Origin of the sequence: Swaminathania salitolerans (assembly GCF_007988945.1) — a bacterium.
In the GTDB taxonomy this organism is placed as follows: domain Bacteria; phylum Pseudomonadota; class Alphaproteobacteria; order Acetobacterales; family Acetobacteraceae; genus Swaminathania; species Swaminathania salitolerans.
This window is the reverse complement of the sequence record NZ_BJVC01000004.1, coordinates 25,652-46,952: the sequence shown is the minus strand read 5'-3', so window position 1 is coordinate 46,952 and position 21,301 is coordinate 25,652. Positions and strand designations below refer to the sequence as shown.

24 protein-coding genes are annotated in these 21,301 nt (G+C 63.2%); 20 read left to right on the top strand and 4 right to left on the bottom strand.

Annotated features, from left to right (window positions below):
• Nucleotides 1-153 precede the first annotated feature (153 nt).
• The 14 genes from SSA02_RS09030 to rimI all read left to right on the top strand — a co-directional run bounded on the left by SSA02_RS09030 (nt 154) and on the right by rimI (nt 14,605).
• The gene (locus SSA02_RS09030; protein ID WP_147093749.1) at nt 154-1,392 is read left to right on the top strand and encodes an SMP-30/gluconolactonase/LRE family protein; all 1,239 of its coding nucleotides are present in this window, start codon (nt 154-156) and stop codon (nt 1,390-1,392) included.
• 98 nt (nt 1,393-1,490) lie between these two features.
• A complete protein-coding gene (locus SSA02_RS09025; protein ID WP_147093748.1) occupies nt 1,491-4,265 on the top strand; it encodes a penicillin-binding protein 1A in 2,775 nt (924 codons plus the stop codon).
• A gap of 29 nt (nt 4,266-4,294) precedes the next feature.
• A protein-coding gene (prfB, locus tag SSA02_RS09020) for a peptide chain release factor 2 (protein WP_147093747.1) occupies nt 4,295-5,426 on the top strand; the annotation gives its coding sequence in 2 pieces (ribosomal slippage) (nt 4,295-4,363 and nt 4,365-5,426; 1,131 coding nt in all).
• A gap of 384 nt (nt 5,427-5,810) precedes the next feature.
• The gene (locus SSA02_RS09015) at nt 5,811-6,470 is read left to right on the top strand and encodes an energy transducer TonB (protein WP_147093746.1); all 660 of its coding nucleotides are present in this window, start codon (nt 5,811-5,813) and stop codon (nt 6,468-6,470) included.
• Nucleotides 6,471-6,681: 211 nt separating this feature from the next.
• Nucleotides 6,682-7,755 carry a MotA/TolQ/ExbB proton channel family protein gene (locus SSA02_RS09010; protein ID WP_147093745.1) on the top strand — a complete coding sequence of 358 codons (1,074 nt, stop codon included), beginning with the start codon at nt 6,682-6,684 and terminating at the stop codon, nt 7,753-7,755.
• A gap of 2 nt (nt 7,756-7,757) precedes the next feature.
• Nucleotides 7,758-8,180, top strand: coding sequence for an ExbD/TolR family protein (locus SSA02_RS09005; protein ID WP_147093744.1), 423 nt, complete (start codon nt 7,758-7,760; stop codon nt 8,178-8,180).
• 117 nt (nt 8,181-8,297) lie between these two features.
• Entirely contained in the window at nt 8,298-8,732 is a 435-nt protein-coding gene (locus tag SSA02_RS09000; RefSeq protein WP_147093743.1) for an ExbD/TolR family protein, read from the top strand.
• Nucleotides 8,733-8,777: 45 nt separating this feature from the next.
• Nucleotides 8,778-9,989: a tol-pal system YbgF family protein gene (locus SSA02_RS08995; protein WP_147093932.1), complete on the top strand. Its 1,212-nt coding sequence runs from the start codon at nt 8,778-8,780 to the stop codon at nt 9,987-9,989.
• 99 nt (nt 9,990-10,088) lie between these two features.
• Nucleotides 10,089-10,853, top strand: coding sequence for a response regulator (locus tag SSA02_RS08990; protein ID WP_246103829.1), 765 nt, complete (start codon nt 10,089-10,091; stop codon nt 10,851-10,853).
• A 7-nt stretch (nt 10,854-10,860) separates the two neighbouring features.
• A complete protein-coding gene (locus SSA02_RS08985; RefSeq protein ID WP_147093741.1) occupies nt 10,861-12,222 on the top strand; it encodes an ATP-binding protein in 1,362 nt (453 codons plus the stop codon).
• An 87-nt stretch (nt 12,223-12,309) separates the two neighbouring features.
• The gene (locus SSA02_RS08980) at nt 12,310-12,873 is read left to right on the top strand and encodes a NifU family protein (RefSeq protein ID WP_147093931.1); all 564 of its coding nucleotides are present in this window, start codon (nt 12,310-12,312) and stop codon (nt 12,871-12,873) included.
• Between the two features lie 30 nt (nt 12,874-12,903).
• The gene (locus SSA02_RS08975) at nt 12,904-13,494 is read left to right on the top strand and encodes a malonic semialdehyde reductase (protein ID WP_147093930.1); all 591 of its coding nucleotides are present in this window, start codon (nt 12,904-12,906) and stop codon (nt 13,492-13,494) included.
• 29 nt (nt 13,495-13,523) lie between these two features.
• Nucleotides 13,524-14,144 carry a tRNA threonylcarbamoyladenosine biosynthesis protein TsaB gene (locus SSA02_RS08970; protein ID WP_186807746.1) on the top strand — a complete coding sequence of 207 codons (621 nt, stop codon included), beginning with the start codon at nt 13,524-13,526 and terminating at the stop codon, nt 14,142-14,144.
• Nucleotides 14,141-14,605 carry a ribosomal protein S18-alanine N-acetyltransferase gene (gene rimI / locus SSA02_RS08965; RefSeq protein WP_246103788.1) on the top strand — a complete coding sequence of 155 codons (465 nt, stop codon included), beginning with the start codon at nt 14,141-14,143 and terminating at the stop codon, nt 14,603-14,605. The genes SSA02_RS08970 and rimI overlap by 4 nt, the downstream gene beginning before the upstream one ends.
• Here the strand turns inward: rimI and SSA02_RS08960 are convergent.
• Nucleotides 14,578-14,769 carry a sulfurtransferase TusA family protein gene (locus SSA02_RS08960; RefSeq protein ID WP_147093739.1) on the bottom strand — a complete coding sequence of 64 codons (192 nt, stop codon included), beginning with the start codon at nt 14,767-14,769 and terminating at the stop codon, nt 14,578-14,580. The two genes, rimI and SSA02_RS08960, sit on opposite strands and share 28 nt — an antisense overlap.
• 137 nt (nt 14,770-14,906) lie before the next feature.
• On the opposite strand from SSA02_RS08960, the gene SSA02_RS08955 reads away from it, so the two are divergent.
• From SSA02_RS08955 to SSA02_RS08935, 5 genes are all read left to right on the top strand, one after another.
• Nucleotides 14,907-15,305 (top strand): MucR family transcriptional regulator, encoded by a 399-nt coding sequence (locus tag SSA02_RS08955; RefSeq protein ID WP_147093738.1) that lies wholly within the window; start codon nt 14,907-14,909, stop codon nt 15,303-15,305.
• Nucleotides 15,306-15,385: 80 nt separating this feature from the next.
• The gene (locus SSA02_RS08950; RefSeq protein ID WP_147093737.1) at nt 15,386-15,880 is read left to right on the top strand and encodes a Fur family transcriptional regulator; all 495 of its coding nucleotides are present in this window, start codon (nt 15,386-15,388) and stop codon (nt 15,878-15,880) included.
• On the top strand, nt 15,877-16,776 hold the full coding sequence (locus SSA02_RS08945) for a GNAT family N-acetyltransferase (protein ID WP_147093736.1): 900 nt from the start codon (nt 15,877-15,879) through the stop codon (nt 16,774-16,776). Before SSA02_RS08950 ends, SSA02_RS08945 begins: the two co-directional genes overlap by 4 nt.
• Before the next feature lie 97 nt (nt 16,777-16,873).
• Nucleotides 16,874-18,352: an apolipoprotein N-acyltransferase gene (lnt, locus tag SSA02_RS08940; protein WP_246103787.1), complete on the top strand. Its 1,479-nt coding sequence runs from the start codon at nt 16,874-16,876 to the stop codon at nt 18,350-18,352.
• A 46-nt stretch (nt 18,353-18,398) separates the two neighbouring features.
• Nucleotides 18,399-18,866 carry a helix-turn-helix domain-containing protein gene (locus SSA02_RS08935; protein ID WP_147093734.1) on the top strand — a complete coding sequence of 156 codons (468 nt, stop codon included), beginning with the start codon at nt 18,399-18,401 and terminating at the stop codon, nt 18,864-18,866.
• 42 nt (nt 18,867-18,908) lie between these two features.
• Here SSA02_RS08935 and SSA02_RS08930 read toward each other — a convergent pair whose 3' ends face one another.
• The gene (locus SSA02_RS08930; protein WP_147093733.1) at nt 18,909-19,571 is read right to left on the bottom strand and encodes a tyrosine-protein phosphatase; all 663 of its coding nucleotides are present in this window, start codon (nt 19,569-19,571) and stop codon (nt 18,909-18,911) included.
• Between the two features lie 92 nt (nt 19,572-19,663).
• Between SSA02_RS08930 and SSA02_RS08925 the strand changes: the two genes are divergently transcribed.
• Nucleotides 19,664-19,969: a hypothetical protein gene (locus tag SSA02_RS08925; RefSeq protein ID WP_147093732.1), complete on the top strand. Its 306-nt coding sequence runs from the start codon at nt 19,664-19,666 to the stop codon at nt 19,967-19,969.
• A 17-nt stretch (nt 19,970-19,986) separates the two neighbouring features.
• Here SSA02_RS08925 and SSA02_RS08920 read toward each other — a convergent pair whose 3' ends face one another.
• On the bottom strand, nt 19,987-20,166 hold the full coding sequence (locus SSA02_RS08920; protein ID WP_147093731.1) for a Trm112 family protein: 180 nt from the start codon (nt 20,164-20,166) through the stop codon (nt 19,987-19,989).
• 52 nt (nt 20,167-20,218) lie between these two features.
• The gene (locus SSA02_RS08915; protein WP_147093926.1) at nt 20,219-21,262 is read right to left on the bottom strand and encodes a tetratricopeptide repeat protein; all 1,044 of its coding nucleotides are present in this window, start codon (nt 21,260-21,262) and stop codon (nt 20,219-20,221) included.
• Nucleotides 21,263-21,301: the final 39 nt, after the last annotated feature.

The following is a 21,301-nucleotide window of genomic DNA, read 5'->3' as shown; positions in this document are numbered from 1 at the left end:
CTGCGAAAGGGCGAGTCAATCCCGGGGTTTCGGTCAGATGACCCATGAAGGCGGTCGATTTGAGGCAGGGATGAACTTTCTGACAGAATCTTGATCGTCGGTCGGCTGCGGCTGGCGCATGATGGCAGGGTTATGCTTTCCGGAGATACAGTCATGACATCCCCTGTTCCGCAGGATCCGCCAGGCGGATCGGTCTTTCGTCGTCGCAAGCTCCTGACTGCCGCCCTCGGAGGTGCCTTCGGCGGGACTGTGGGCCGTGTTCTCGGCCCCGTCAGGCACGCGGAAGCGGCAACGGAGACAATGCGCGCCAGTCCGCCGACCGTGATCAGCCAGCCGCCGCGACAATGGGGCGCGCAGGCCGGACCCGCTTTTTTTCCCGATCCCGATGTGATCGCGCTCGATCCGGCCTTTCGCGATCTGACCTATTTCGCGGCACCCATACGGCGCATCTGGAACAAGGGAGACTGGACCGAAGGGCCGGCATGGAGCAGCGAGGGACGCTATCTGGTCTTCAGCGATGTCGTGCAGTCCCGGGCGCTGCGCTATATATGGGAGACGGGAGAGGTCACACAGTTCCGTCCCGACAGCTATTCTGCCAACGGCAATTGCTTCGACTATCAGGGGCGACTTCTGACCTGCGAGGGTTTTTTCCGTCGTCTGGTGCGCTGGGAACATGACGGCAGCGTCACCGTCCTGGCGGATCGTTACGAGGGCAAGGGGCTCAATTCCCCGAACGACGTCGTGCCCCATCCCGATGGCAGCGTCTGGTTTACCGATCCCGGTTACGGGACGAATATCAGCGAAGGTCATGCCGACGAGCCGGGAGGGCCGACCAATCCGGATGGCCGGATCAGGTGGCAGGTGGGGCGTGAGCTGATCGGGGCGATCGGCGGCGTACGGCGTCAGCAGGATCATGTGTTCCGCCTCGCGCCCGACGGAACATTGAAGGCCGTTCTGGACGAGCGCGCGCTCGCCTGTCCGAACGGTCTCGTTTTCTCGCCCGATTTCCGCAAGCTCTATATCGCGTCGACCCCTGCGGGGCCGGGTCAGAAAAAGGGCGGCGATCAGGCGATCCATGTCTACGACGTAGAGGGCGATACGCTGACGAACGGCCGGATATTTGCGGATATGCGCTTTCAGGGCGCCCAGATGAATCCGGATGGCTTCCGGGCGGACGTGTTCGGCAATCTGTGGTGTGGCGTGACCGGTCCTCTCGGGCTTTGCGGTGTTTTCGTCTTCAATCCGCGGGGCGTGCTGATCGGACGCATACGCCTGCCGCAGGGATGCTCCAATCTCACCTTCGCCGGTCCCAAGCGGGATCACATCGTGATGTGTGCAGGGTCGTCCCTTTTCATGCTCCAGGTCGGCGTGCAGGGGGCCGCGCCCTCGTGAGGCGGGCGGTCCGCCTGCGGAAGCGCGATTGCCGCCCGAAATCCCGGGACGCGATTGCGGGGGCGACGTGCTGAAAGGACAATGCTAGAGAGGACGTCATGATCCGCGCCTCTACTGCCCTTTCGACAGCAGATTCTCCCCTCGTCTGGTTCTCCGCCGCGTCGGATGGCGGCGGTGCCGGCCGTCCTGCAGGGGGAGGCGGGTCGTCATCCGGTCGTGGCGCCCGTCCGCCCCGCGGCCCGCGATATCGCCGCTGGCGCCAGGGGCTTGCCGTGGCGGCGGGTCTCGTCCTGATCGGCGCGGCCGGAGGAGGGCTGTTCCTCTGGCACGAATACGAACGGATCGCCTCGGACCTGCCGAGCGTCGAGACGCTCAAGACCTATCAGCCGCCCACGGTGAGCCGTATCTACACCGCGGATGACCGGCTCATGGCGGAGCTGGCCGCCGAGCGGCGGATCTATATCCCGATCTCGGCGATTCCCGAGCGGGTCAAGAATGCGTTCATCGCGCCGGAAGACCAGAACTTCTATACCCATGGGGGGCTCGACCCTCTGGCGATTCTCCGCGCCGAACTGACCAATCTGACGCATCGCGGGCGCAGGGCGCTCGGCGCCTCGACCATTACCCAGCAGGTCGCGCGCAACATGTTGCTCAACAGCAATGCGCGGACTCTCGAACGCAAGGAAAAGGAGGCGCTTCTCGCGCTCCGGATCGAGCAGACGCTCAGCAAGGACAAGATTCTCGAGATCTATCTGAACGGTATCTATCTCGGGAACGGCGCCTATGGTGTGGCTGCTGCGGCCCAGACCTATTTCAACAAGCGTCTCGACCAGCTGACGGATGCCGAGGCGGCCTTTCTCGGCGCCCTGCCGAAATCGCCCGCAAACTACAACCCCTACCGCCACCCCGAACGCGCGATCGAACGACGCAACTGGGTGCTGGATCGCATGGCCGAGATTCATGCCATTTCCCGCGAGGCAGCGGAGGCCGGGCAGAAAGAACCGCTCATTCCGCACGACGCGAAGCGATTCGGCCCGCTGGCGAATGCCGAATGGTTCGGCAGCGAGGTGCGGCGCCAGCTGATCGATCGCTACGGGCCGGAACAGGCCATGCAGGGCGGGCTGGAGGTCCATACGAGTCTGAACCGCAGATTGCAGGATGCCGCGACCCAGAGCCTGCGTCAGGGCCTGATGGAATACGATCGCAGCCATGCGCACTGGCGCGGGCCTGTGGCCACGCTGCCCGCAGATGCGATGGGGGACTGGGCGACCGCTCTGGCCGGTGTCAAAGCGCCTGCGGGGATGATCGATCAGTGGCGCCTTGCGGTCGTTCTGTCTCCCGGTCAGGGCCGTGTCGGCTGGCTCGAGGGCAAAACGCCGCGGGAAGGGCAGATTCTGGCGAAGGATATGGGCTGGCTGCACGGACACGGCGCCATCTCGACCGGGGAAGTCGTCATGATCGAACCCCAGGCGGGATCGGATCGCGTTGCGGTGCGTCAGGTGCCCAAGGTCGAGGGGGCGCTCGTCAGTCTCGATGCGCGAACGGGGCGCGTCCTGGCCATGGTCGGGGGCTGGTCGTTCAAAGAATCCCAGTTCAACCGCGCGACCCAGGCGCTGCGTCAGCCCGGATCGTCTTTCAAACCCTTCGTCTATCTCGATGCCATGGAGCAGGGGATCCCTCCTTCCGAGAAATTCGACGATGCTCCGGTTTCCTATGGCGACTGGCATCCGAAAAACTACGAAAAGGACAATTGGGGGCCGACGACGCTGCATGACGCGCTGCGTGAGAGCCGCAATCTCGTGACCATCCGTCTTGCCGCGCATCTGGGTATGAAATCGGTTGCGGACATGGCCACCTCGATCGGCCTCGTGGAGAAGATGCCGCATGTTCTGCCCGCCGCACTCGGCGCGGTGGAAACGACCGTGCTTCGGGAAGCGGCGGCCTATGCCACGATCGCCTCGGGAGGGCATCTCGTGACGCCCTCCCTCATCGACACGGTGCTCGACCGGGACGGCTCGGTCCTGTGGAAGCCGGAGGGGCTGACGCTCGGGACGGCGATGCAGCCGCCCCCGGCCTCGCAGGAGGAAGCCCCCCGCCCGGGAGAGCCGGGCGCAGGCGATCCGGCGTCTCCCGGCAAGGAGCCCGCATCCGCAGCATCTCCGGCATCTCCCATCGGCTCCCGGACTCAGCCCGCTCAGGTTCAGCCCGTTCAGGCCCAGCCGGTTCCGGGCAGCATCGAGGTGCCCCGTCTGATCGACGGGCGACGTCAGGTCGCCAGTGCGGACAGCGCCTATCAGATCGTCGCGATGATGCAGGACGTGATCAAGCGTGGCACCGGTTCCATCGCCGGAAAGGACATCACGCGCGAGATCGCCGGCAAGACCGGAACGAGCCAGGATTTCCGGGATGCCTGGTTCGCCGGGTTCTCTCCCGATATCGTGACTGTGGTCTGGGTCGGTTTCGACACGCCGCAATCCCTGGGCAAGAGCGAGACGGGTGGGCGAATCGCAGGTCCCATCTGGAACCGCTTCATGAAAGTGGCGCTGGCGGGACGTCCTGAGCTGCATTTCCGGGTTCCGGAGGGAATAACCCTCGCCCGCTACGACACCGGACGCCTCATGGCGGTCGATGGCTTCAAGGCCGATCAGGTTCCGGGCATGAGCATCGCGCTTCATGGCTTCGGTGCAGGCACCGAGGCATTGACCGCCGCCGATACGGGAACGGATCTCTACGATTCGGAAAGCGATATGGCAGGAGGATCCGGTACCGCCATGTCCACGGATTCCGGTGGCGAGACATCCGGGGACTCGAAGAAACTTCAGGCCCCGAATGCGCAGCCACAGGGTGACATCGGCATGGGCGGGCTTTATTGAGACGCAACGAACACGCAGGAGCATGAAACATGTCGGCCGAAACCGAGGCCCTATCGGAGCAGATCAAGCAGTCGGTGGCACTGCTGAGGAGGCATCTTTGACTGGGATGCTGCACAGACACGTCTTGCGGAGCTCAATCACCGCGTAGAGGATCCGGATCTCTGGAACGACGCGGAGGCCGCGCAGAAGCTGATGCGCGAGCGTACGCTTCTGGCCACCCAGATCGAGGGCGTCGAGAAGATCGAGCAGGATACTGCCGATATGATCGAGCTCGTCGCGCTTGCGGAGGCCGAGCAGGATCAGGACACCATTGCCGAGATCGTCGCGACACTCAGGAAGCTGGCCGAGCAGGCTCATGCGCGCCAGATCGAGAGCCTGCTCTCGGGTGAGGCCGACAGCAATGACTGCTATATCGAGGTCAATGCGGGCGCTGGCGGGACCGAGGCTCAGGACTGGGCCGAGATGCTGCTGCGGATGTACACGCGCTGGGCCGAGCAGCGCGGCTACAAGGTCACGATGATGGAGACCAGCGAAGGAGAGCAGGCGGGCATCAAGTCCGCGACGCTTCTCGTCAGCGGGGCGAACGCCTATGGCTGGCTCAAGACCGAGGCGGGGGTGCATCGTCTGGTGCGTATCTCGCCTTTCGATGCGGCGGCACGGCGTCAGACCTCTTTCGCTTCCGTCTGGGTCTATCCGGTCGTGGACGACACGATCGAGATCGAGGTCAATGACGGCGATCTGAAGGTCGATACGTTCCGGGCTTCCGGCGCGGGCGGTCAGCACGTCAACAAGACCGATTCGGCGATTCGCATCACGCATATCCCGACCGGGATCGTCGTGGCCTGCCAGACCGACCGGTCCCAGCACCGGAACCGCGCGACTGCGATGCAGATGCTCAAGGCGCGGCTGTACGAGGCGGAGCTCCAGAAACGCGAGGCGGCTGCCGCGCAGACCGAGGCGGCGAAAACCGATATCGGCTGGGGGCATCAGATCCGTTCATACGTTCTGGCACCGTATCAGTTGGTCAAGGATCTGCGGACCGGCGTCGAGAAGGGCAACCCCGATGCGGTTCTCGATGGTGCCCTGGATGAGTTCATGTCTGCGGCCCTGGCCCAGCGTGTGGGGGCGACGCGGTCGGAGGCCAGCGCCACGGCTCAGTAAGCGACGGAGATCGTTACCTGTTTTCCCTCCTCCCGCAGCGCGGCGAGGAGGGTTTTTGCCGCTTTCACAAATATTACTCTTGCAGTGAATTAATGTTCCGTTTCAGTGTGGGCGACGGTGCCGTGCGACGGGACGCAGTGTTGCTCCCCCCTGAAAACGGCAGAGTTGAAACGAAACTGACTTGACAGAGATGCCCTACCTTTGCCCAATTTGCACGGGTGCCATGCATTGGGAGCATGGTAAACATTTCGGGATGTGTCGGCCAGACTGACGCCTGACCGGAACGCAAGTCGCATGGGGCGGTTGCGAATATTTCAAGTCGGTCCGCCTCCTCTCCATGAGAGGGGTGGGGCACAGGACAGAGGGTTTGGAGTGACACAACCGATGAACTACGCCGAGCAGGAGCGACGCCCGACGAAGTACATCGTCGGCATCGCGATCGCTGTGGTTTTCCATGTCGTTGTGATCTGGGCCTTGGTGAACGGGCTGGGCTCGAAGATCGTCGAGCAGTTCCACCCGCCGATCAAGACGAAGATCATAACGGAGCCGAAGAAGCCGCCGCCACCGCCGCCGCCGCCGCCGCCGCCGCAGATGACGACGCCGCCGCCGCCGTATATCCCGCCGCCGAAGATCCAGATTCAGCCGCCGCCGCAGAAGCATGTGATCAAGCAGGTGACGCACGAGAAGCCGCCCGCACCCGTTCCGCCGGCCAATAATGCGCCGCCGGCTCCTGCTGCGCCCAAGGGTCCTCCGGTGCCGGATCACTCGGCCGGTGCAACCCCGATCAACGGGGCTCGACCGGTCTTCCCGGAAGAGATGCTCGAGGAGAACCGTGAAGGCAGCGTGACCGTGGCCTGCGATATCGGAACCGATGGCAGGACCTCGAACTGTAACGTCACGAATTCCTCGGGTGGCCACGCTTTCGTCGAGGCAGCCATGGAGTTCCTGCGCAAGGCACGTTACCAGCCTGCGGTCCAGAACGGTCAGGCTGTGGTCGAGCATCACCATACGCTGCACATCAACTTCACCCTGGGTGACGATTGATGTGAGTCTCCGCTCCTCTTCCGGGAGGGGGGGAACCAGACAAGAGGGGAGGCTCCGCCGGAAGGCGGTCTTCCCGGTTGCGATCGTCAGGCAGGCAGTCTGTACGATCGCGACGAGACCGAAAACCAAGCCGACCTCGCCCGCAAGCGGGGCGGTACTGCCAGAGTCCTGTTACGTTTCGAGGGGCTCTTTTTCAGAGGATTTGGAGTTAATGACGAGACTGTTCCGCCTTCCCGCTCTCGCCGCCCCGGCCCTGGCAGTCACGCTTGCCGTGGCGCAAGGTGTGGTCGTGCCGACCGTTGCTCTTGCCCAGGAAGCGCAGGCTACGCAGCCCGCACCGGATGCCCCTGCTCCTGACGCGGCCGCTCCGGCCCCGGATGCCGCCGCCCCGAATGCAGCTGCCCCCGACGCAGCCGCCCCCGATGCCTCTGCGCCGGCCGGCCCGGATGCGGCAGCGCCCGCAGCTCCCGATGCAGCTGCCCCTGACGCGGCGGCTCCCGCGGCCGATCAGGGCGAGGCTGCCGCGCCTGCCGCCGATGCAGCGCCTGCGACCAAGTCACAGGAAAACCCGTATGGCCTGAGCGCGCTCTGGTCGAACGGCGATGCGATCGCGCGCGGCGTTCTGCTGATCATGGTGATCATGTCCGCCGGTACCTGGATCATCATGGTCACCAAGTTCCTCGAGCAGTCCAAGGTCTTTGCTGCCTCCAAGGAAGCCGCTCGCGAGTTCTGGACGAAGCCGACGGTGCAGGAAGGTGCGGCTGCGCTGAAGCCTGCCTCGCCGTTCCGCTATATTGCCGAGACGGGCATCGTCGCTGCCGAGCATCATGAAGGATCGATGCGCGATTCGATCGACCTGCACAGCTGGACCGCCATGTCCGTTCAGCGTTCGGTCGACACCATCAACACGCGTCTGCAGGGCGGTCTTGCCTTCCTCGGCACCGTGGGTTCGACCTCGCCGTTCGTCGGTCTGTTCGGCACCGTCTGGGGTATCTATCACGCTCTGACGGCCATCGGCATTGCCGGCCAGGCATCGATCGACAAGGTTGCCGGTCCGGTCGGTGAGTCGCTCATCATGACGGCTATCGGTCTCGCCACCGCCGTTCCGGCCGTGCTCGGCTACAACCTGCTGGTCCGCCGCAACAAGGGCGCGATGGATCGCGTGCGCAACTTTGCGGCAGACGTCCAGTCGGTCCTTCTGGGTGGCTTCCGCCATGGTGTCGCGCCGACCGTGACGCCCGACAACAGCCCGACGACCACGACCACCAGCTCGCGAGTTGCCTGATCATGGCAATGAACGTCGGTGGGGGTGGTGAAGAGGACGAAGTCGTCTCGGCGATCAACACGACGCCGCTCGTCGACGTGATGCTTGTTCTCCTCATCATCTTCCTGATCACCATCCCGGTTGCGACGCATACCGTGAAGGTGCAGCTGCCGCGCGATGCCAACCAGCCGACCCAGACCAAGCCAGGCAATGTCGTCCTGGCGGTCACGGCGAACGGTCAGGCATACTGGAACGAGATTCCGTTGCGCGGTCACCAGGATCTGCTCGATCGTCTCGAGAAGATCGCAGTCATCAAGCCTCAGCCCCAGATCCAGATCCGGGGTGACGGCAAGGCCCGGTACGAGGCGGTCGGCAAGATCGTTGCGACATGTCAGGAAGCTGGCATTTATCGCATCGATTTCATCACCGAGCAGCCCCACTCCTGATCCCGGTCAGGATTCCAGTCGAGGAGCCTCCTGCCGCCACGTGACGGCAGGAGGCTCCGGCTCCTTTTTTCCGGATGCCGGCACGCGCCGGCCTTCCGCCTGCTGGAGAGTTCTCTCATGGCCATGAGCGTCGGATCCGACAGCACGCATGAAGACGAGGGCATCGTCGATATCAACACGACGCCCCTGATCGACGTCATGCTCGTGCTGCTGATCATGCTGATCATCACAATTCCGTTGCAGACCCATTCCGTCGCGCTCGATCTGCCGCAGGGCAATCCTCCACCGAGCACCGAACAGCCCAAAGTCGTGACCGTTGCGGTCGATTTCGACAACTCCATCAGCTGGAATGGCGAGCCCGTCTCTTCCGAGGCCGATCTTCAGGCGCGTTTCATGAACGCCGCCAACATGCCCGATCAGCCCGAGATGCATATTCACCCCAATCGACTGGCGGATTATAAGACTGTTGCCCACGTGCTTGCCGACGCGCAGCGTCTCGGTATCACGAAGCTCGGCATTGTCGGCCAAGACCAGTTCATGGAAGGACAATAAGTGCGTTTTCCCCGTCGTCCTCGCGCCCTCCTCGTCGCCGGCTCCCTGCTGGCGATCTCCTCCTCCGTTCCCGCTCTGACGCCGTTCGTCCTTCCTGCCGCCCATGCGGCCGACGAACTCAGCGCCAAGGTAGGCAAGCCTCTTCAGCAGGCCCAGTCGGCTCTGAGCGCGAAGAACTACGCAAAGGCCATGAGCGCGGTCAACGCGGCCGATGCGGTTTCGGGGAAGACCGATTACGAGACCTATACCGTGGCGCAGATGCGCGCGGCCGTTGCGGCACAATCCGGCGATGTCGCGGCTGCGTCGAAGGCCTATGACGTGCTGATCGCCTCACCGCGCACACCAGGTGCGGCAAAGCATCAGATGATGATGGCCAATGCGACCATGGCCTACAACGCCAAGGATTACGCGCGCGCTGTCCCCGCGATCGAACGTTACCTGAAGGCGGCGGGCCCCAATGCGCAGATGCAGGCACTGCTCGTGCAGTCCTATTATCTGCAGAAGGACTACAAGAACGCGGCACGCGTGCAGCAGGACCAGATCAACGCCGAGATCAAGGCGAAGAAGGTCCCGAGCGAGAACCAGCTGCAGTTTCTCGCCACCTGCTATCACGAGATGAAGGACACGGCCAACGAGACGCACGCCTATGTGCTTCTGGCCAAATATTATTCGAAGCCGAATTACTGGGCGATGCTGATCCATAATCTGGCCGCCGACAACCAGATGCCGGATTCCCTCCAGTTCAACCTCGAGCGTCTGCGCATGGCGACGGGCGTGCTGAAAGACCCGTCCGACTACATGGACATGGTCGAGCGCGCGGTTCAGGCCGGTCTGCCCCAGCTCGGGCTGAACCTGATGAACCAGGCCTATGCCTCCGGCGCCCTCGGCAAGGATGCCGGTGCGGCAAGAGAGGCCCGCCTCAAGGCGCTCGTGGTCAAGCGCGTGGCCGAGACCAGGGCGAAGCTTGCCCAGGAAGCCGCTGCAGCGCGCAAGATGCCCAATGCGGCGCCGTCGCTCACCGCAGGATATAATCTCGTGCTCGACGGGAAGGTGGATGAGGGGCTCGCTCTCATGCGCGAGGGGCTCGCGAAACATCCGACCGCGCCGGAAGGGGCGAAGCTCCAGTACGGCATGGCGGAGATGGATGGCGGGCGCAAGAGCGACGCCGTCAAGACCCTCGAGACCGTCCATGGCGATCACGGTTCGCAGGATCTCGCCCAGCTCTGGACCCTTCTCATAACGAAACCATCAAAATGAGGTAATCTGGCGTCGGACGTTGCTGAAATCGTTGTTCTTGCTTCCAACCAGACATAGATTGTATCAAATCTGGTTTACTACAGCATGATCGATGGGATGATGACGACAGCAAACACCACGCCTGACCTGCCTGCCCGTATCCTCATAGTCGAAGATGACCCGGGCATGCGCACCCTGATCCAGCGCGCGCTCCAGGGTGACGGGTTCCGCGTCCGCAGCGTCGCTTCGGGTGATGAGATGTGGGATGCCCTCGCAGTCGGACCCGTCGATCTGCTGGTGATGGACGTCATGCTGCCGAAGACCAGCGGTATCGAGCTCTGCCGTGCGATACGCAACGGTCAGGGCACGAACCATGTCGGCGAATTGCCGCTCGCCCAGACGCCGATCATCATGGTCTCTGCCCGTGGCGAGGAGCGCGATCGGGTTCTCGGGCTCGAGATCGGCGCCGATGACTATGTCGCCAAGCCGTTCGGACAGCGCGAGCTGCTGGCGCGCGTCCGAGCCGTCCTGCGCCGCGGTCAGTCCGCCCCTGCGGCCGAAGTCTCCCGCAAGGAGACGATCCTGTTTGCAGGCTGGAAGCTCGACCTCCGTCGTCGGGAGCTGACCGACCCGTCGGGGGCCGTGGTCGATATCTCCGGGGCCGAGCACGATCTTCTCACGAGCTTTCTCGACAATCCCCAGCGCGTGATTGCGCGCGACCGTCTGCTCGAGCTGTCCCGTACGCGTCTTGGCGATGTGTCCGATCGCAGCATCGACGTGCTCGTCAGCCGCCTGCGTCGCAAGCTCGGCGCGGATGCCGATTCGCTCATCCGGACCGTTCGCGGTCTCGGTTACATTTTCGTCGCCGAAGTCGAACGCGTCTAGGCATATCATGCCGTTAACCATCGGGAGCAAGGCGCATACGCGGACGATCCGCCTGTGGCCTGTCGGGCTGGTCGGGCGGGTCAGCATGGTTCTTCTCGCGGCGGTGGTGCTCGTCTTCCTGGCCAGCGCCTTCTTCTACGAGGAGGCCGAGACCTATATCGACGACGATACCCGTATCACCCAGCTCGCCGAGGAGCTGAGCACGGATCTTCGCGTCCTGCGGACCACGCCGATCAGCCAGCGTGGGCTTCTGGGCGCGTTGCTTTCCGATAACGGCATTACCGTTTCATGGCGTCCGGCCAATCAGCCGGTCGATCTCGAGCAGCCGCATCGGCTCCGCCATGTCGAGGACAGTCTGGTCCTGAACGATCGCGATTTGGGTCGGGCCGATATCAGGGTCTGGGCCGACCGGGCGGATTCGTCGAGCATTCACGGCACCCTGCTTCTGGCCGATGGCAGTCGTCTCGCCTTCAGCGTGCCGGGCATTCTCAAGCACCGGCACATGACGGGCGGGCTCGCCTCCGCTGCGATCACGGCCGGGGCGGTAGCTCTCGCTGCCGCGATGATCGTGCGATCGCTGTCCACGCCGTTGCGTGCCCTGGCCCAGGTTGCCGACAGCATCGCCAAATCCGACGATATGCGATGGACCGTCCTTGACGAGCGTGGCCCGCGCGAAGTCCGTGGCCTCGCCCGTGCCCTGAATGCGATGCAGGATCGCATCAAGCGCCTCATCAACGACCGGACCGAGATTCTCGCGGCGGTGTCTCACGATCTGCGTACGCCTCTGGCGCGGCTGCGGCTGCGGGCCGGTTTCATGGACGATGCAGAAACCCAGGCGGCTATCGAGGACGACATCACCGAGATGGAGGCCATGGTGACCGGCGTGCTCGCCTATCTGGCGGGGGATCTCGATCCGGAGCCCATCAAACAGGTCGATCTCGTGGCCATCCTGAACACCCTGCTGGACTCGCAGAGCGACCGCGGCAGGGAAACCAGCTATACCGGCCCCGACCGGTGTCAGGCCCGCGTGCGTCCGCTTGCCATCAAGCGCGTCTTTGCCAACCTCATCGACAATGCCTGCAATTACGGGGGCGATGCGCATGTCACGCTCGAGGCGAAGGACGGCAACGCGGTGATTTCCGTCGTCGATGACGGCCCCGGCATCCCGGAAGCCGAGCTCGAGAAGGTTCTCTCCGCCTTCTACCGCGTCGAGGGGTCGCGTTCGCGTGCGACCGGCGGCATGGGGCTCGGGCTGGCCATCGTCACGCGAGAGGTCGCCCGGGCAGGCGGTCAGGTTGCGCTCGACAACGTTCCCGGGCGTGGCCTGAGAGTGAGGGTTTCCCTGCCGCTCGGTGCCGCACAGGGCTGAACGGCGGCGCAGTTTTCAGCAATAGGGACTTGCGCAGTCGCGATTGATGGCACATCTCGAGGCCATAACTGAATGCTGAGAGCCGTGATGTTCATCGAGACCGAGGATACCCCCAACCCCGCCACCCTTAAATTCCTGCCCGGCCGTGCCGTGACAGGGCATCGCGGAACGGCGGATTTCGCCGATTCCCGTACGGCCGAGGCCCGCTCGCCTCTGGCGGCGGCACTTTTCGACGTGCATGGCGTCGTTGGCGTGTTTCTCGGATCGGATTTCGTATCGGTCACCAAGAACGACGAATTCGGCTGGCCCGCGCTCAAGCCTCTCCTCCTCGCGGCGATGACGGCCCATTTCGAATCCGGGCGTCCCTGCCTCGATCTCGCGACAGAGACGAGAGAAGAGACGATCGCGCCTGAAGACGAAGCCGTCGTGGCCCAGATTCGCGAATTGCTCGACACCCGGGTGAGACCTGCCGTTGCGGGTGACGGGGGGGATATCGTATTCAGGGGGTATCGGGATGGCGTCGTGCGCCTGACCATGCAGGGAGCCTGCGCCGGATGCCCGTCTTCCCGCGCAACGCTCAAGCACGGTGTCGAAAACATGCTGCGTCACTACGTTCCCGAAGTCGTCGCAGTCGAACAGGTCGAGGATTGAGACGTGAGTGACCCTTCTCCAGAGCAGAATATCCCCGAAGCCCTGGATGAAGCGTCACTCGATCGCCTGTTCCGCGAGGCTCGTACGACCCGGCGCTGGTCGTCGCGTCCGGTCGGGACAGCCCTGCTCGCCTCTCTCTACGATCTCGTCAAGCTGGGGCCGACCTCGGGCAACACCACGCCCGCGCGCTTCGTCTTCCTGACCTCCGACGACATGAAGGCGCGTCTGCGTCCCGCCTTGTCCCAGGGGAATCTGGAGCCGTGTCTCAGCGCGCCTGTCATTGCGCTCGTCTGTCACGATGCCCTGTTTTTCGAACATCTGCCACGGCTGAACAGCGAGCCGGGCCTGAGGGACTGGTTCGCTGCCGATGTCGGGCTTTCGGATGAGACCGCCTTTCGTAACGGAACGCTCCAGGGCGCCTATCTCATCATGGCCGCGCGCGCGCTCGGTCTGGGGGTCGCGCCGTTCTCCGGTTTCGATTCGTTTGCGGTGGAAGAGACCTTCCTCGAAGAGACGGGCTGGCGCATCAATTTCATCGTCGGGCTCGGCTATCCGGAAGAGGGCCCTTCGCCCCCCCGTGCCATGCGTCTGGGTTTCGACGAAGCCTGCCTGGTCCTGTGATGGCGGTGGACAAGGGAGCCCGCTGCCTCGTGTTGAACGGTGCAACGCTCGGCGCGACCGGTTCGGGCGTGCTCGCCCTGTTTTCCGGCGGGCATCCGCTCTCGTCAGCCGCGCTCGAGGGCCTCTCCGCCACGGCCGGAATGGCCTCGCTCTGTCGCGTGCTTCTCGAGCAAGCAGGGTGGGAAGACGGACCCGGGCGTATCGTCGCGGTTACCGGCCCGGGTTCCTTCACGGGGCTGAGGGCGACCCTCGCTCTCGCCCAGGGCCTGGCTCTGGGCTATTCCGCCTCCCTTTGCGGGGTCACGCTCGGTCAGGCCTACCGGGCCCGGGAGGGGTGGAGCGAGGCCTATTGCATCACCCGGGCGCGTCGCGATCGTCTCTTCATGGAGCGGCCGGACGGCACAGTCTGGGCAGGGCCTTCCGGAGCGATCGCCCTTCCGGCGCGGGCTTTCGTCGTGGGCAACGGGGTCTCGATGCTGGATCTGCCGCAGCATGAGACGCTCATCCGTGCGGACTGCACCTCTCCCGATCCGCGCGATATCTATCGCGCGGCATGTCACGCCGACGATCGGCCCTCGCTGCAGCCGCTCTATATCGACGCGCCCGAGGCCAGGCTCCCGTCGCAGGGGTTGCGCCCGTCGCCCGTATGAGCGGGCCGATCACCCTGCATCCCGCCGGAATGGCCCATCTGGACATTCTCGCGGCCCTGCACGAGGCCGGTTTCCCCATCGGGGAGCGATGGGACGTGGAAGCGTTCCGCGCGCTCATGGCAATGAACGGCACACAGGTCACGATGGCCTGCTGCGGTTCCGTACCGGTCGGCTTCCTGATGGCGCGGCTCTGTCTCGACGAAGCGGAGATCCTGACGCTTACGGTGCATCCCGATGCGCGCCGGAAAGGGATCGCCCGACATCTCCTTGACGCCTGTATAAGGACGCTGAAAGAGCAGGATGCTACATCTCTTTTTCTTGAAGTGTCGGTAAACAATCGCCCGGCCTGTTCCTTGTATGAGCGGGCGGGATTCATGTCCTGCGGGATAAGGCGACATTATTATCCGGATGGCAGCGATGCTAGACTTCTCCGCTACGATTTGTTAACTATTATACGATAAAGAAGTTCCTGCTCGTCGAGCACGGCTTCCTGCACGATTTCTTGCTGCAATGTTTTGAGAAGCCGGATGACATTGTCATGCGGCTCTTTTCCTTTCAGAACGATTTCGAGAGTCTGGGCAACCGGCGTTCTGTCGAGCGCAAGGCGAACATATACCGTGGTCATGGGGCATGTCTGTTGCGTTATATCGACGGTATGCAAAACTATGCTTCTCCTCGACTGGGAATCATTGACATACTTCTTGAGAAAAATTGAAATATCATTATATATAAGACGGGATTCATCCAGCTGGGGAATAATAGATGTCTGACGAACCCGATAATTTGGTCCTGCAGAAGCTGACGACGCAGATCATTTCCGCTTATGTCGCGCATAATGAAGTAACGGGTCAGGATCTGCCCAATCTTATTCGTACCGTCCATCAGACCCTTTCCAGCGTTGCTTCCGCCAAGCCCGAAGCGACCAAGCCCGTCCCGGCCGTTCCCCCCAAGAAATCGGTGTTTCCGGATTATATCATCTGTCTCGAGGATGGAAAAAAGCTCAAATTGCTGCGCCGTCACCTGCAGACGGTCTATGATATGACCCCCCAGCAATATCGCGAGCGCTGGGATCTGCCGCCTGAATATCCGATGGTGGCACCGAATTATGCGAGCCACCGTTCCAATCTCGCGCGCAAGATCGGCCTCGGTCATCGGCGTTGAAGGGCATCAGGTGAGAAACCCGGTTTCCGTTCGCGACTTTGCGTTGGCAAAACGTCGTTTTTTCGGCTACGCCATCTTTCATGGTATCTGAAGCGAAAGCTGACGCAAGGCGAAGCGGGCGGGCTCAGGAAGAGTCCCGTATCGGACAATTATGCATCGAACGGGGCCTTAAAATGACAGGGCAGCGCCGTGTCATCGCGCGCGTGCTTTCCGATGCGGAGGATCATCCCGATGTGGAGGAGCTCTATCGGAGAGCCTCCGCCCTCGATCATCGCATCTCCATCGCCACCGTCTATCGCACCGTCAGACTGCTCGAGGAGAAAGGCATTCTCGAGCGTCGTGATTTCGGTGGCGGACGCGCGCGCTACGAGGCCAGCGAGCCGGGACATCAGCATCATTATCATCTCATCGATGTCGAGACCGGGCATGTCGTGGAATTCGAGGACGAAGACCACGCCGCCCTGATGGAGACCCTGGCGCGTCGTCTGGGTTTCGATCTCGTTTCGCATCGTCTGGAACTCTTCGGTCGTCGGCTGCCCGTCAAGGCGGGGGAACCGACAGGTCAGGACGGATGAATACCAAACCCTCTCACGCAGATATCTTCCGCCTTCTCGTTACCGACGGTGCCGAGCCGACGCAAAGCGGGCAGTCCCTCTCGACGCTCGAACTGGCACGCGAGCGCTTCCCCGAGCTCAGGGGCGGACAGCTCGGGGTGCGCATCGCGACCACGAAGGCGGAAAGGGAAGCAGCCCAGGCGTTGCGCTACCGTGTCTTCTTCGAGGAGATGGGCGCCCATGCCGATCAGGAAACCGCACGGCTCAAACGCGATTGCGACGAGTTCGACGAGATTGCCGACCATCTTCTGGTCATCGATCACGCCGTGTCCTCGGGGGCTGAGGGCGTGGTCGGCACATACAGATTGCTGACAAGCGACAAGGCGGCCCAGATCGGCCGCTTCTATACCTCCAACGAATACGATATCTCCGCGCTGACCGAGTTTCCGGGACGCCTGCTCGAGGTCGGTCGCTCCTGTGTCGATCGCCGGTATCGCGGTCGTTCCGCCATGCAGCTCCTCTGGCGGGGAATCGCGTCCTATATCTTCCTCCACCGGATCGACGTTCTTTTCGGGTGTGCAAGCCTGCCGGGCACCGATCCGGAAGCGATGGGCGATGAACTCACCTATCTCTATCACAACCATCTCGCACCGCCCGCGCTGCGTATCCGGGCACTGCCGCATCGCTATGTCGACATGCAGCGCAGCGATCCGCATCAGCTCGATCACCGGAAATGCCTCTCCCGCCTGCCGCCCCTCATCAAGGGGTATCTGCGCCTGGGCGGCTTCATCGGTGACGGGGCGGTCGTGGATGAGCAGTTCAACACGACCGATGTCGCTGTCCTCGTGAAGAGCGAGTTGCTGGCCGACAAGTATTATCGGCATTACGAGCGTCGTCTGAGAGACGCCCTCGAATAATCGGGAGAACCCCTCGAATCATCGGGAGAACAATGTGATGTTCCGGCTTCGGAGAGGATCAGGCTCGCCGGGCCGGCTTCCGCTTTCCTTCTGGAAGATGGTCCTGGCCGATCTCGTCATCGGCGCGTTTTCGACGCTTGCCCTGCCGCCGGTCTGTTTCGTTCCCGCATTGGCTGTCGGACTGCTCTATCTCTATCGCTGTATCGACGATGCCTCGGGCGCGCGCGAACGTGGCATACATGCCTTCTTTTTCGGCCTGGGCTATCATACGGCCGCTCTTTCCTGGCTGACCAACGCCATACTGACGCGCGCTCACGATTTCTGGTGGGCCGTGCCGATCGCAGCCCCTGGCTGTGCGCTGATTCTGGCGCCGTTCATCATGGTACCCGTGCTCGTTGCGGCTCTCGTGCCGGCCGGTATCGCGCGCATGGGGCTTTTTGCCGCAAGCTGGACGCTGGCCGACATGGCGCGCGTCTTCATCTTCACCGGTTTTCCCTGGAACCCGACAGGGAGTACGCTCGAACTCCCGGGTCTGGCCGGGGATATCCTGATACAGCCTGCCGCATTGATCGGTGTCGACGGTCTGGGTTTTCTCGTCGTGTTTTTCGGGCTTCTCGTCTGGCATGGCCATCGTGCCCGGGTCGCGGTCGCGCTCGGTCTTCTGGCCTGGGGTGCGGGGGGCTGGTTCCGGCTCGACCATCCGGATCTTCTGCCTGTCGTCAATCCGGAAGTGGCCCTGATCCAGGGCGATATCCGCGAACAGGATATTCTGTCGCGAGAGGGCGCCATCGAGGCGTTCCGTCTGTATCTGCGGTTGACGGCCGAGGGGGTCGCCAAGGCGCGGGAGGACGCTCCCGATCGGAATGTCGTCTATCTCTGGCCCGAATCGGGTTTCCCAGGGTTGCTCGACGAGGACGAGGCGGCGCGGAATCTGATCGCCCGGGCCGCGGATGGCAGCTGGGGAATGATCGGCTCGGACAGACGGGACGCGCAGGGGCGTTTTTATAACAGCATCATGGCACTCGACGAATCGGGACGGGTGCGGGCGACCTACGACAAGGCCACTCTGGTTCCATTCGGCGAATATCAGCCGCGTTTCATACCGTTCAATCTGCTGCCCGAACAGCTGACTCCCGGGAAGGGGCTTGAAACCTGGACGCTTCCCGCCCTCGGCTCGGTCGGGCCCATGGTGTGTTACGAGATCATCTTTTCGGGCCATGTGACCGGGAAGAAGCGCCCGGACTGGCTCGCCAATATCACGAACGATGCCTGGTTCGGGAACAGTGCGGGGCCGCGACAGCATCTTGCGACCGTCAGGATGCGTGCGGTCGAGGAGGGGCTGCCGGTCGTCCAGGCGGCGAATATGGGGATAACGGCAGCTTTCGACTCGTCCGGACACGAACTCGCGCGTCTGCCCTGGGGCAAGCCGGACAGCCTCGTTCTTTCCGTTCCTCCGCCTCGCGTGCCCACCGTTTTTTCACGCCTCGGTCGTATCGTGCCTTTTTCTCTGTGTATGGTGGTCGTTCTTGTGACGGTTTCGCTTGGGCGTCGGCGTCGGATGATAATAGAAGGTTAATTTTCTGCTTTCGATTCTCGAAATAAACCTTTGCGAGTCCACATAAATGAACAGCGTTGCGAAAAGCGCCTCGGCGGCAGGCCCGATCGACGCCCATGTCGGGGCGAGAATCAGGTTGCGCCGGACTCTTCTCGGCATGTCCCAGGAGAAGCTGGGCGCAGCGCTCGGGCTGACGTTTCAGCAGGTGCAGAAATACGAGCGCGGCACGAACAAGGTCGGTGCAAGCCGCCTCTACGAGCTGTCCCGGGTTCTCGATGTTCCGATCGGTTTCTTTTTCGACGATATCGCCGGGCGTGCGGGTGCGCGCGTCGGCGGGCAGCCGACGGGTTTCGCAGAGATCGTCCCGAGTTTCGGCCTGCTCAAGCCATCGGGCAGCAAGCACGATCTTTACGATCCCGAGGCGCAGCTCGATGACGACACGCTCGAGCTTCTGCGCGCTTACCGGAGCATCGAGGATCCCCGTATCAAGCGCCAGATCCTCGATCTCGTCCGGACACTCTCGGGGGCTGCGTAACGCGGCGCCTCTCCGGTAACGGCCCGGGGCGACAGGAGAGCGTCACTCCCTGCGCAGCACGCGATCCGTCATGAAGGAAGAGAGCTTGCCCGCGACGAAATCGGCCTTGAGGCGGGATTCGTCATATTCGTTCTCGACCCAGTCGAGAAAACCCATTCTGTCCTCCGCATCGGTCTGGTAACGCAGGAAGAACGCGTCGAGTATGCCCGTTCGCGAGCGGTTGAAATGGCCGAACCGCCAGTGCAGCTGCCGCAGCGCGTCTTCGGCGCGTCCGCCTTCGAACATGAGAACGAGGCCTGAGGCGAGCCCGGCACGATCCGCGCCCGATTTGCAATGCATCAGCATCGGCGTTTCGATCTGGCGATACAGGGAGAAAAAACGCAGGATCCGGTCCCGATGCGGGGCGCCGCGGCTCTCGAATGCCATATCCACATGGGCGAGCCCCAGTTTTTCCGCGGCGTTGCGGGAGAGTGCATCCGACCCGCAACGACGATGGCCGCGCAGATTGACGAGCGTTCTGAGGCCCAGACGACGTTTGAGCCGTGCCAGACGCGCCGGGGTCGGATGGTTGCACCGCCAGACTTTCCCGGGCACCACCGGAGCGAGATTGGTCCAGGGAAGACGGAAAATCGCATGATCGACGAACAGGCTGTCGATCCATGCCTTCCGGCGGTCACGGGGAGAAACGAGAGGACCTTCGAACACGGCTGATGCTCCTTGAGACGACCGGAGCTGCCTGCCGCACACGCTTGCATCCGTCAATTGCCGCCGGGAAAGGGGGTTGTTAAGAAAGACTCATGCGCCGAAGCCTGATCCTTGTCGCCCTGACGGTTCTGACCGCCTGCTCCGCAGAGGCTTTCGGCCCCCCCAAAGCGGATCTCGCCGTCGACGGGCCGCCCGGTCATCCTCCGGGTCGTCCTCCCGGGCGGGATCGCGGGGCGCGCGCCTATGCGTTCCTGCCTCCGGCCATGCCCGGCGCTGACGGGCAGTTCGGACCGCCGACCCTGCCCGGTCTCGCCACAGAGACGGTCACACGCGAGGTCAAGCCCGAATATGCCGTGCCGGATGCAGAAGTCTCATACGGCGCGCCCGGATCGCGATAACGCCGGGGCGCCGATACTCAATCGGTGAGGGTTCGTGCTTCTTCTGGGAGCATGATGGGGATGCCGTCCCGAACGGGAAAAGCGAGGCGCGCCGATTTGCTGATCAGCTCCTGGGCGTCCCGATCGTAGATCAGGGCCTCCTTGGTTACCGGGCAGACAAGCATGGAAAGCAGACGGGGGTCGATGTCCTGGGCCATTATGTCGTTCTCGATCTCGCGTGCAGAAACAAGGGGATCCGGTACGACCGGATCAGGAGAAGAGAAGGGCGGAGAGCTTGCGTCTGGCTGCAAGGGTCACGGGATCCGTATGTCCCCAGGCCTCGAAGAACCGCAGCAACTCCGCGCGGGCGGCGCCCTCGTTCCAGTCGCGCTCGGCCCTGATGATGGATAGCAGCGTTTCCGCAGCCTCTTCCCTGTGGCCTGCCCCGTTGAGCGCCCCTGCGAGACGCAGGCGAACTGAGAGATCGTCGGGGGCAGAGGCGGCCTCAGCACGCAATCCGTCCAGAGCGGCAGCTGCGGCAGCACTTTCCCCCTGCAGGGCGAGTGCGGCGCGGGCGCCCGAAATGGCCGGATGCCCGGCGAGTTTCGGCGGCACCTGACTCAGGGCTTCCTCGGCACCTTCCGTATCACCGAGGGCAGTCAGGGCGCGGATCATTCCTCCCCAGCCCTCGGCATTTTCCGGCTCGATCTCAAGGAGAGACGCATAAAGACCCGCTGCCTCTTCCGTCTGTCCGTCCTGAAATGCTGCATGAGCCGCGGCAAGGATATCCGCGCTCGGGAGCGAGGCGCCCGTAGATTTGACGATCTGCTCGACGAAGCGACGCACTCCGCTCTCGGGTTGCGCGCCCTGCATGATATCGACGATCTGGCCCTTGTAGAACGCGGCCACGAGCGGGATGGACTGGATCGGCAGGCCGATCTGGGCGAGCTGGGCCGCGAGGGCGGCGTTGGCTTCGATATCGACCTTGACGAGCTTCACCCGACCGCCTGCCGCAGTCACGACACGCTCGAGCACCGGAGTGAGCTGCTTGCAGGGGCCGCACCATGGAGCCCAGAAATCGACGAGCACAGGGATCTGGCGACTCGCCTCGAGAACTTCCGGCATGAAGCTTCTCTGGTCGGCATCCACGATGAGGGCGCCTTCCCGTGGACCGGCATTCCCTAGACCGGCATTCCCCGGACCGGTATTTTGCAGACCGTGGGGTTCCGCCCCGTTCACGATCGGAGCGGCGCCCGATCCCCGGGGGGCGGTCTGATTCTGCGCGGGGCGGTTCTGGCCGATGATGTATTCCATGGTTTCCCTGTCCTGAGGCGGTGTCCCGAGGCAGCGACG

Excerpts from the sequence above, each read along its gene's own strand:
- SSA02_RS09030 (WP_147093749.1), top strand. The coding sequence starts at position 154 with ATGACATCCCCTGTTCCGCAGGATCCGCCAGGCGGATCGGTCTTTCGT.
- SSA02_RS09025 (WP_147093748.1), top strand. The coding sequence starts at position 1,491 with ATGATCCGCGCCTCTACTGCCCTTTCGACAGCAGATTCTCCCCTCGTC.
- SSA02_RS09015 (WP_147093746.1), top strand. The coding sequence starts at position 5,811 with ATGAACTACGCCGAGCAGGAGCGACGCCCGACGAAGTACATCGTCGGC.
- SSA02_RS09010 (WP_147093745.1), top strand. The coding sequence starts at position 6,682 with ATGACGAGACTGTTCCGCCTTCCCGCTCTCGCCGCCCCGGCCCTGGCA.
- SSA02_RS09005 (WP_147093744.1), top strand. The coding sequence starts at position 7,758 with ATGGCAATGAACGTCGGTGGGGGTGGTGAAGAGGACGAAGTCGTCTCG.
- SSA02_RS09000 (WP_147093743.1), top strand. The coding sequence starts at position 8,298 with ATGGCCATGAGCGTCGGATCCGACAGCACGCATGAAGACGAGGGCATC.
- SSA02_RS08990 (WP_246103829.1), top strand. The coding sequence starts at position 10,089 with ATGACGACAGCAAACACCACGCCTGACCTGCCTGCCCGTATCCTCATA.
- SSA02_RS08985 (WP_147093741.1), top strand. The coding sequence starts at position 10,861 with ATGCCGTTAACCATCGGGAGCAAGGCGCATACGCGGACGATCCGCCTG.
- SSA02_RS08980 (WP_147093931.1), top strand. The coding sequence starts at position 12,310 with ATGTTCATCGAGACCGAGGATACCCCCAACCCCGCCACCCTTAAATTC.
- rimI (WP_246103788.1), top strand. The coding sequence starts at position 14,141 with ATGAGCGGGCCGATCACCCTGCATCCCGCCGGAATGGCCCATCTGGAC.
- SSA02_RS08960 (WP_147093739.1), bottom strand. The coding sequence starts at position 14,769 with ATGACCACGGTATATGTTCGCCTTGCGCTCGACAGAACGCCGGTTGCC.
- SSA02_RS08955 (WP_147093738.1), top strand. The coding sequence starts at position 14,907 with ATGTCTGACGAACCCGATAATTTGGTCCTGCAGAAGCTGACGACGCAG.
- SSA02_RS08950 (WP_147093737.1), top strand. The coding sequence starts at position 15,386 with ATGGTATCTGAAGCGAAAGCTGACGCAAGGCGAAGCGGGCGGGCTCAG.
- SSA02_RS08945 (WP_147093736.1), top strand. The coding sequence starts at position 15,877 with ATGAATACCAAACCCTCTCACGCAGATATCTTCCGCCTTCTCGTTACC.
- lnt (WP_246103787.1), top strand. The coding sequence starts at position 16,874 with ATGGTCCTGGCCGATCTCGTCATCGGCGCGTTTTCGACGCTTGCCCTG.
- SSA02_RS08935 (WP_147093734.1), top strand. The coding sequence starts at position 18,399 with ATGAACAGCGTTGCGAAAAGCGCCTCGGCGGCAGGCCCGATCGACGCC.
- SSA02_RS08925 (WP_147093732.1), top strand. The coding sequence starts at position 19,664 with ATGCGCCGAAGCCTGATCCTTGTCGCCCTGACGGTTCTGACCGCCTGC.
- SSA02_RS08920 (WP_147093731.1), bottom strand. The coding sequence starts at position 20,166 with ATGGCCCAGGACATCGACCCCCGTCTGCTTTCCATGCTTGTCTGCCCG.
- SSA02_RS08915 (WP_147093926.1), bottom strand. The coding sequence starts at position 21,262 with ATGGAATACATCATCGGCCAGAACCGCCCCGCGCAGAATCAGACCGCC.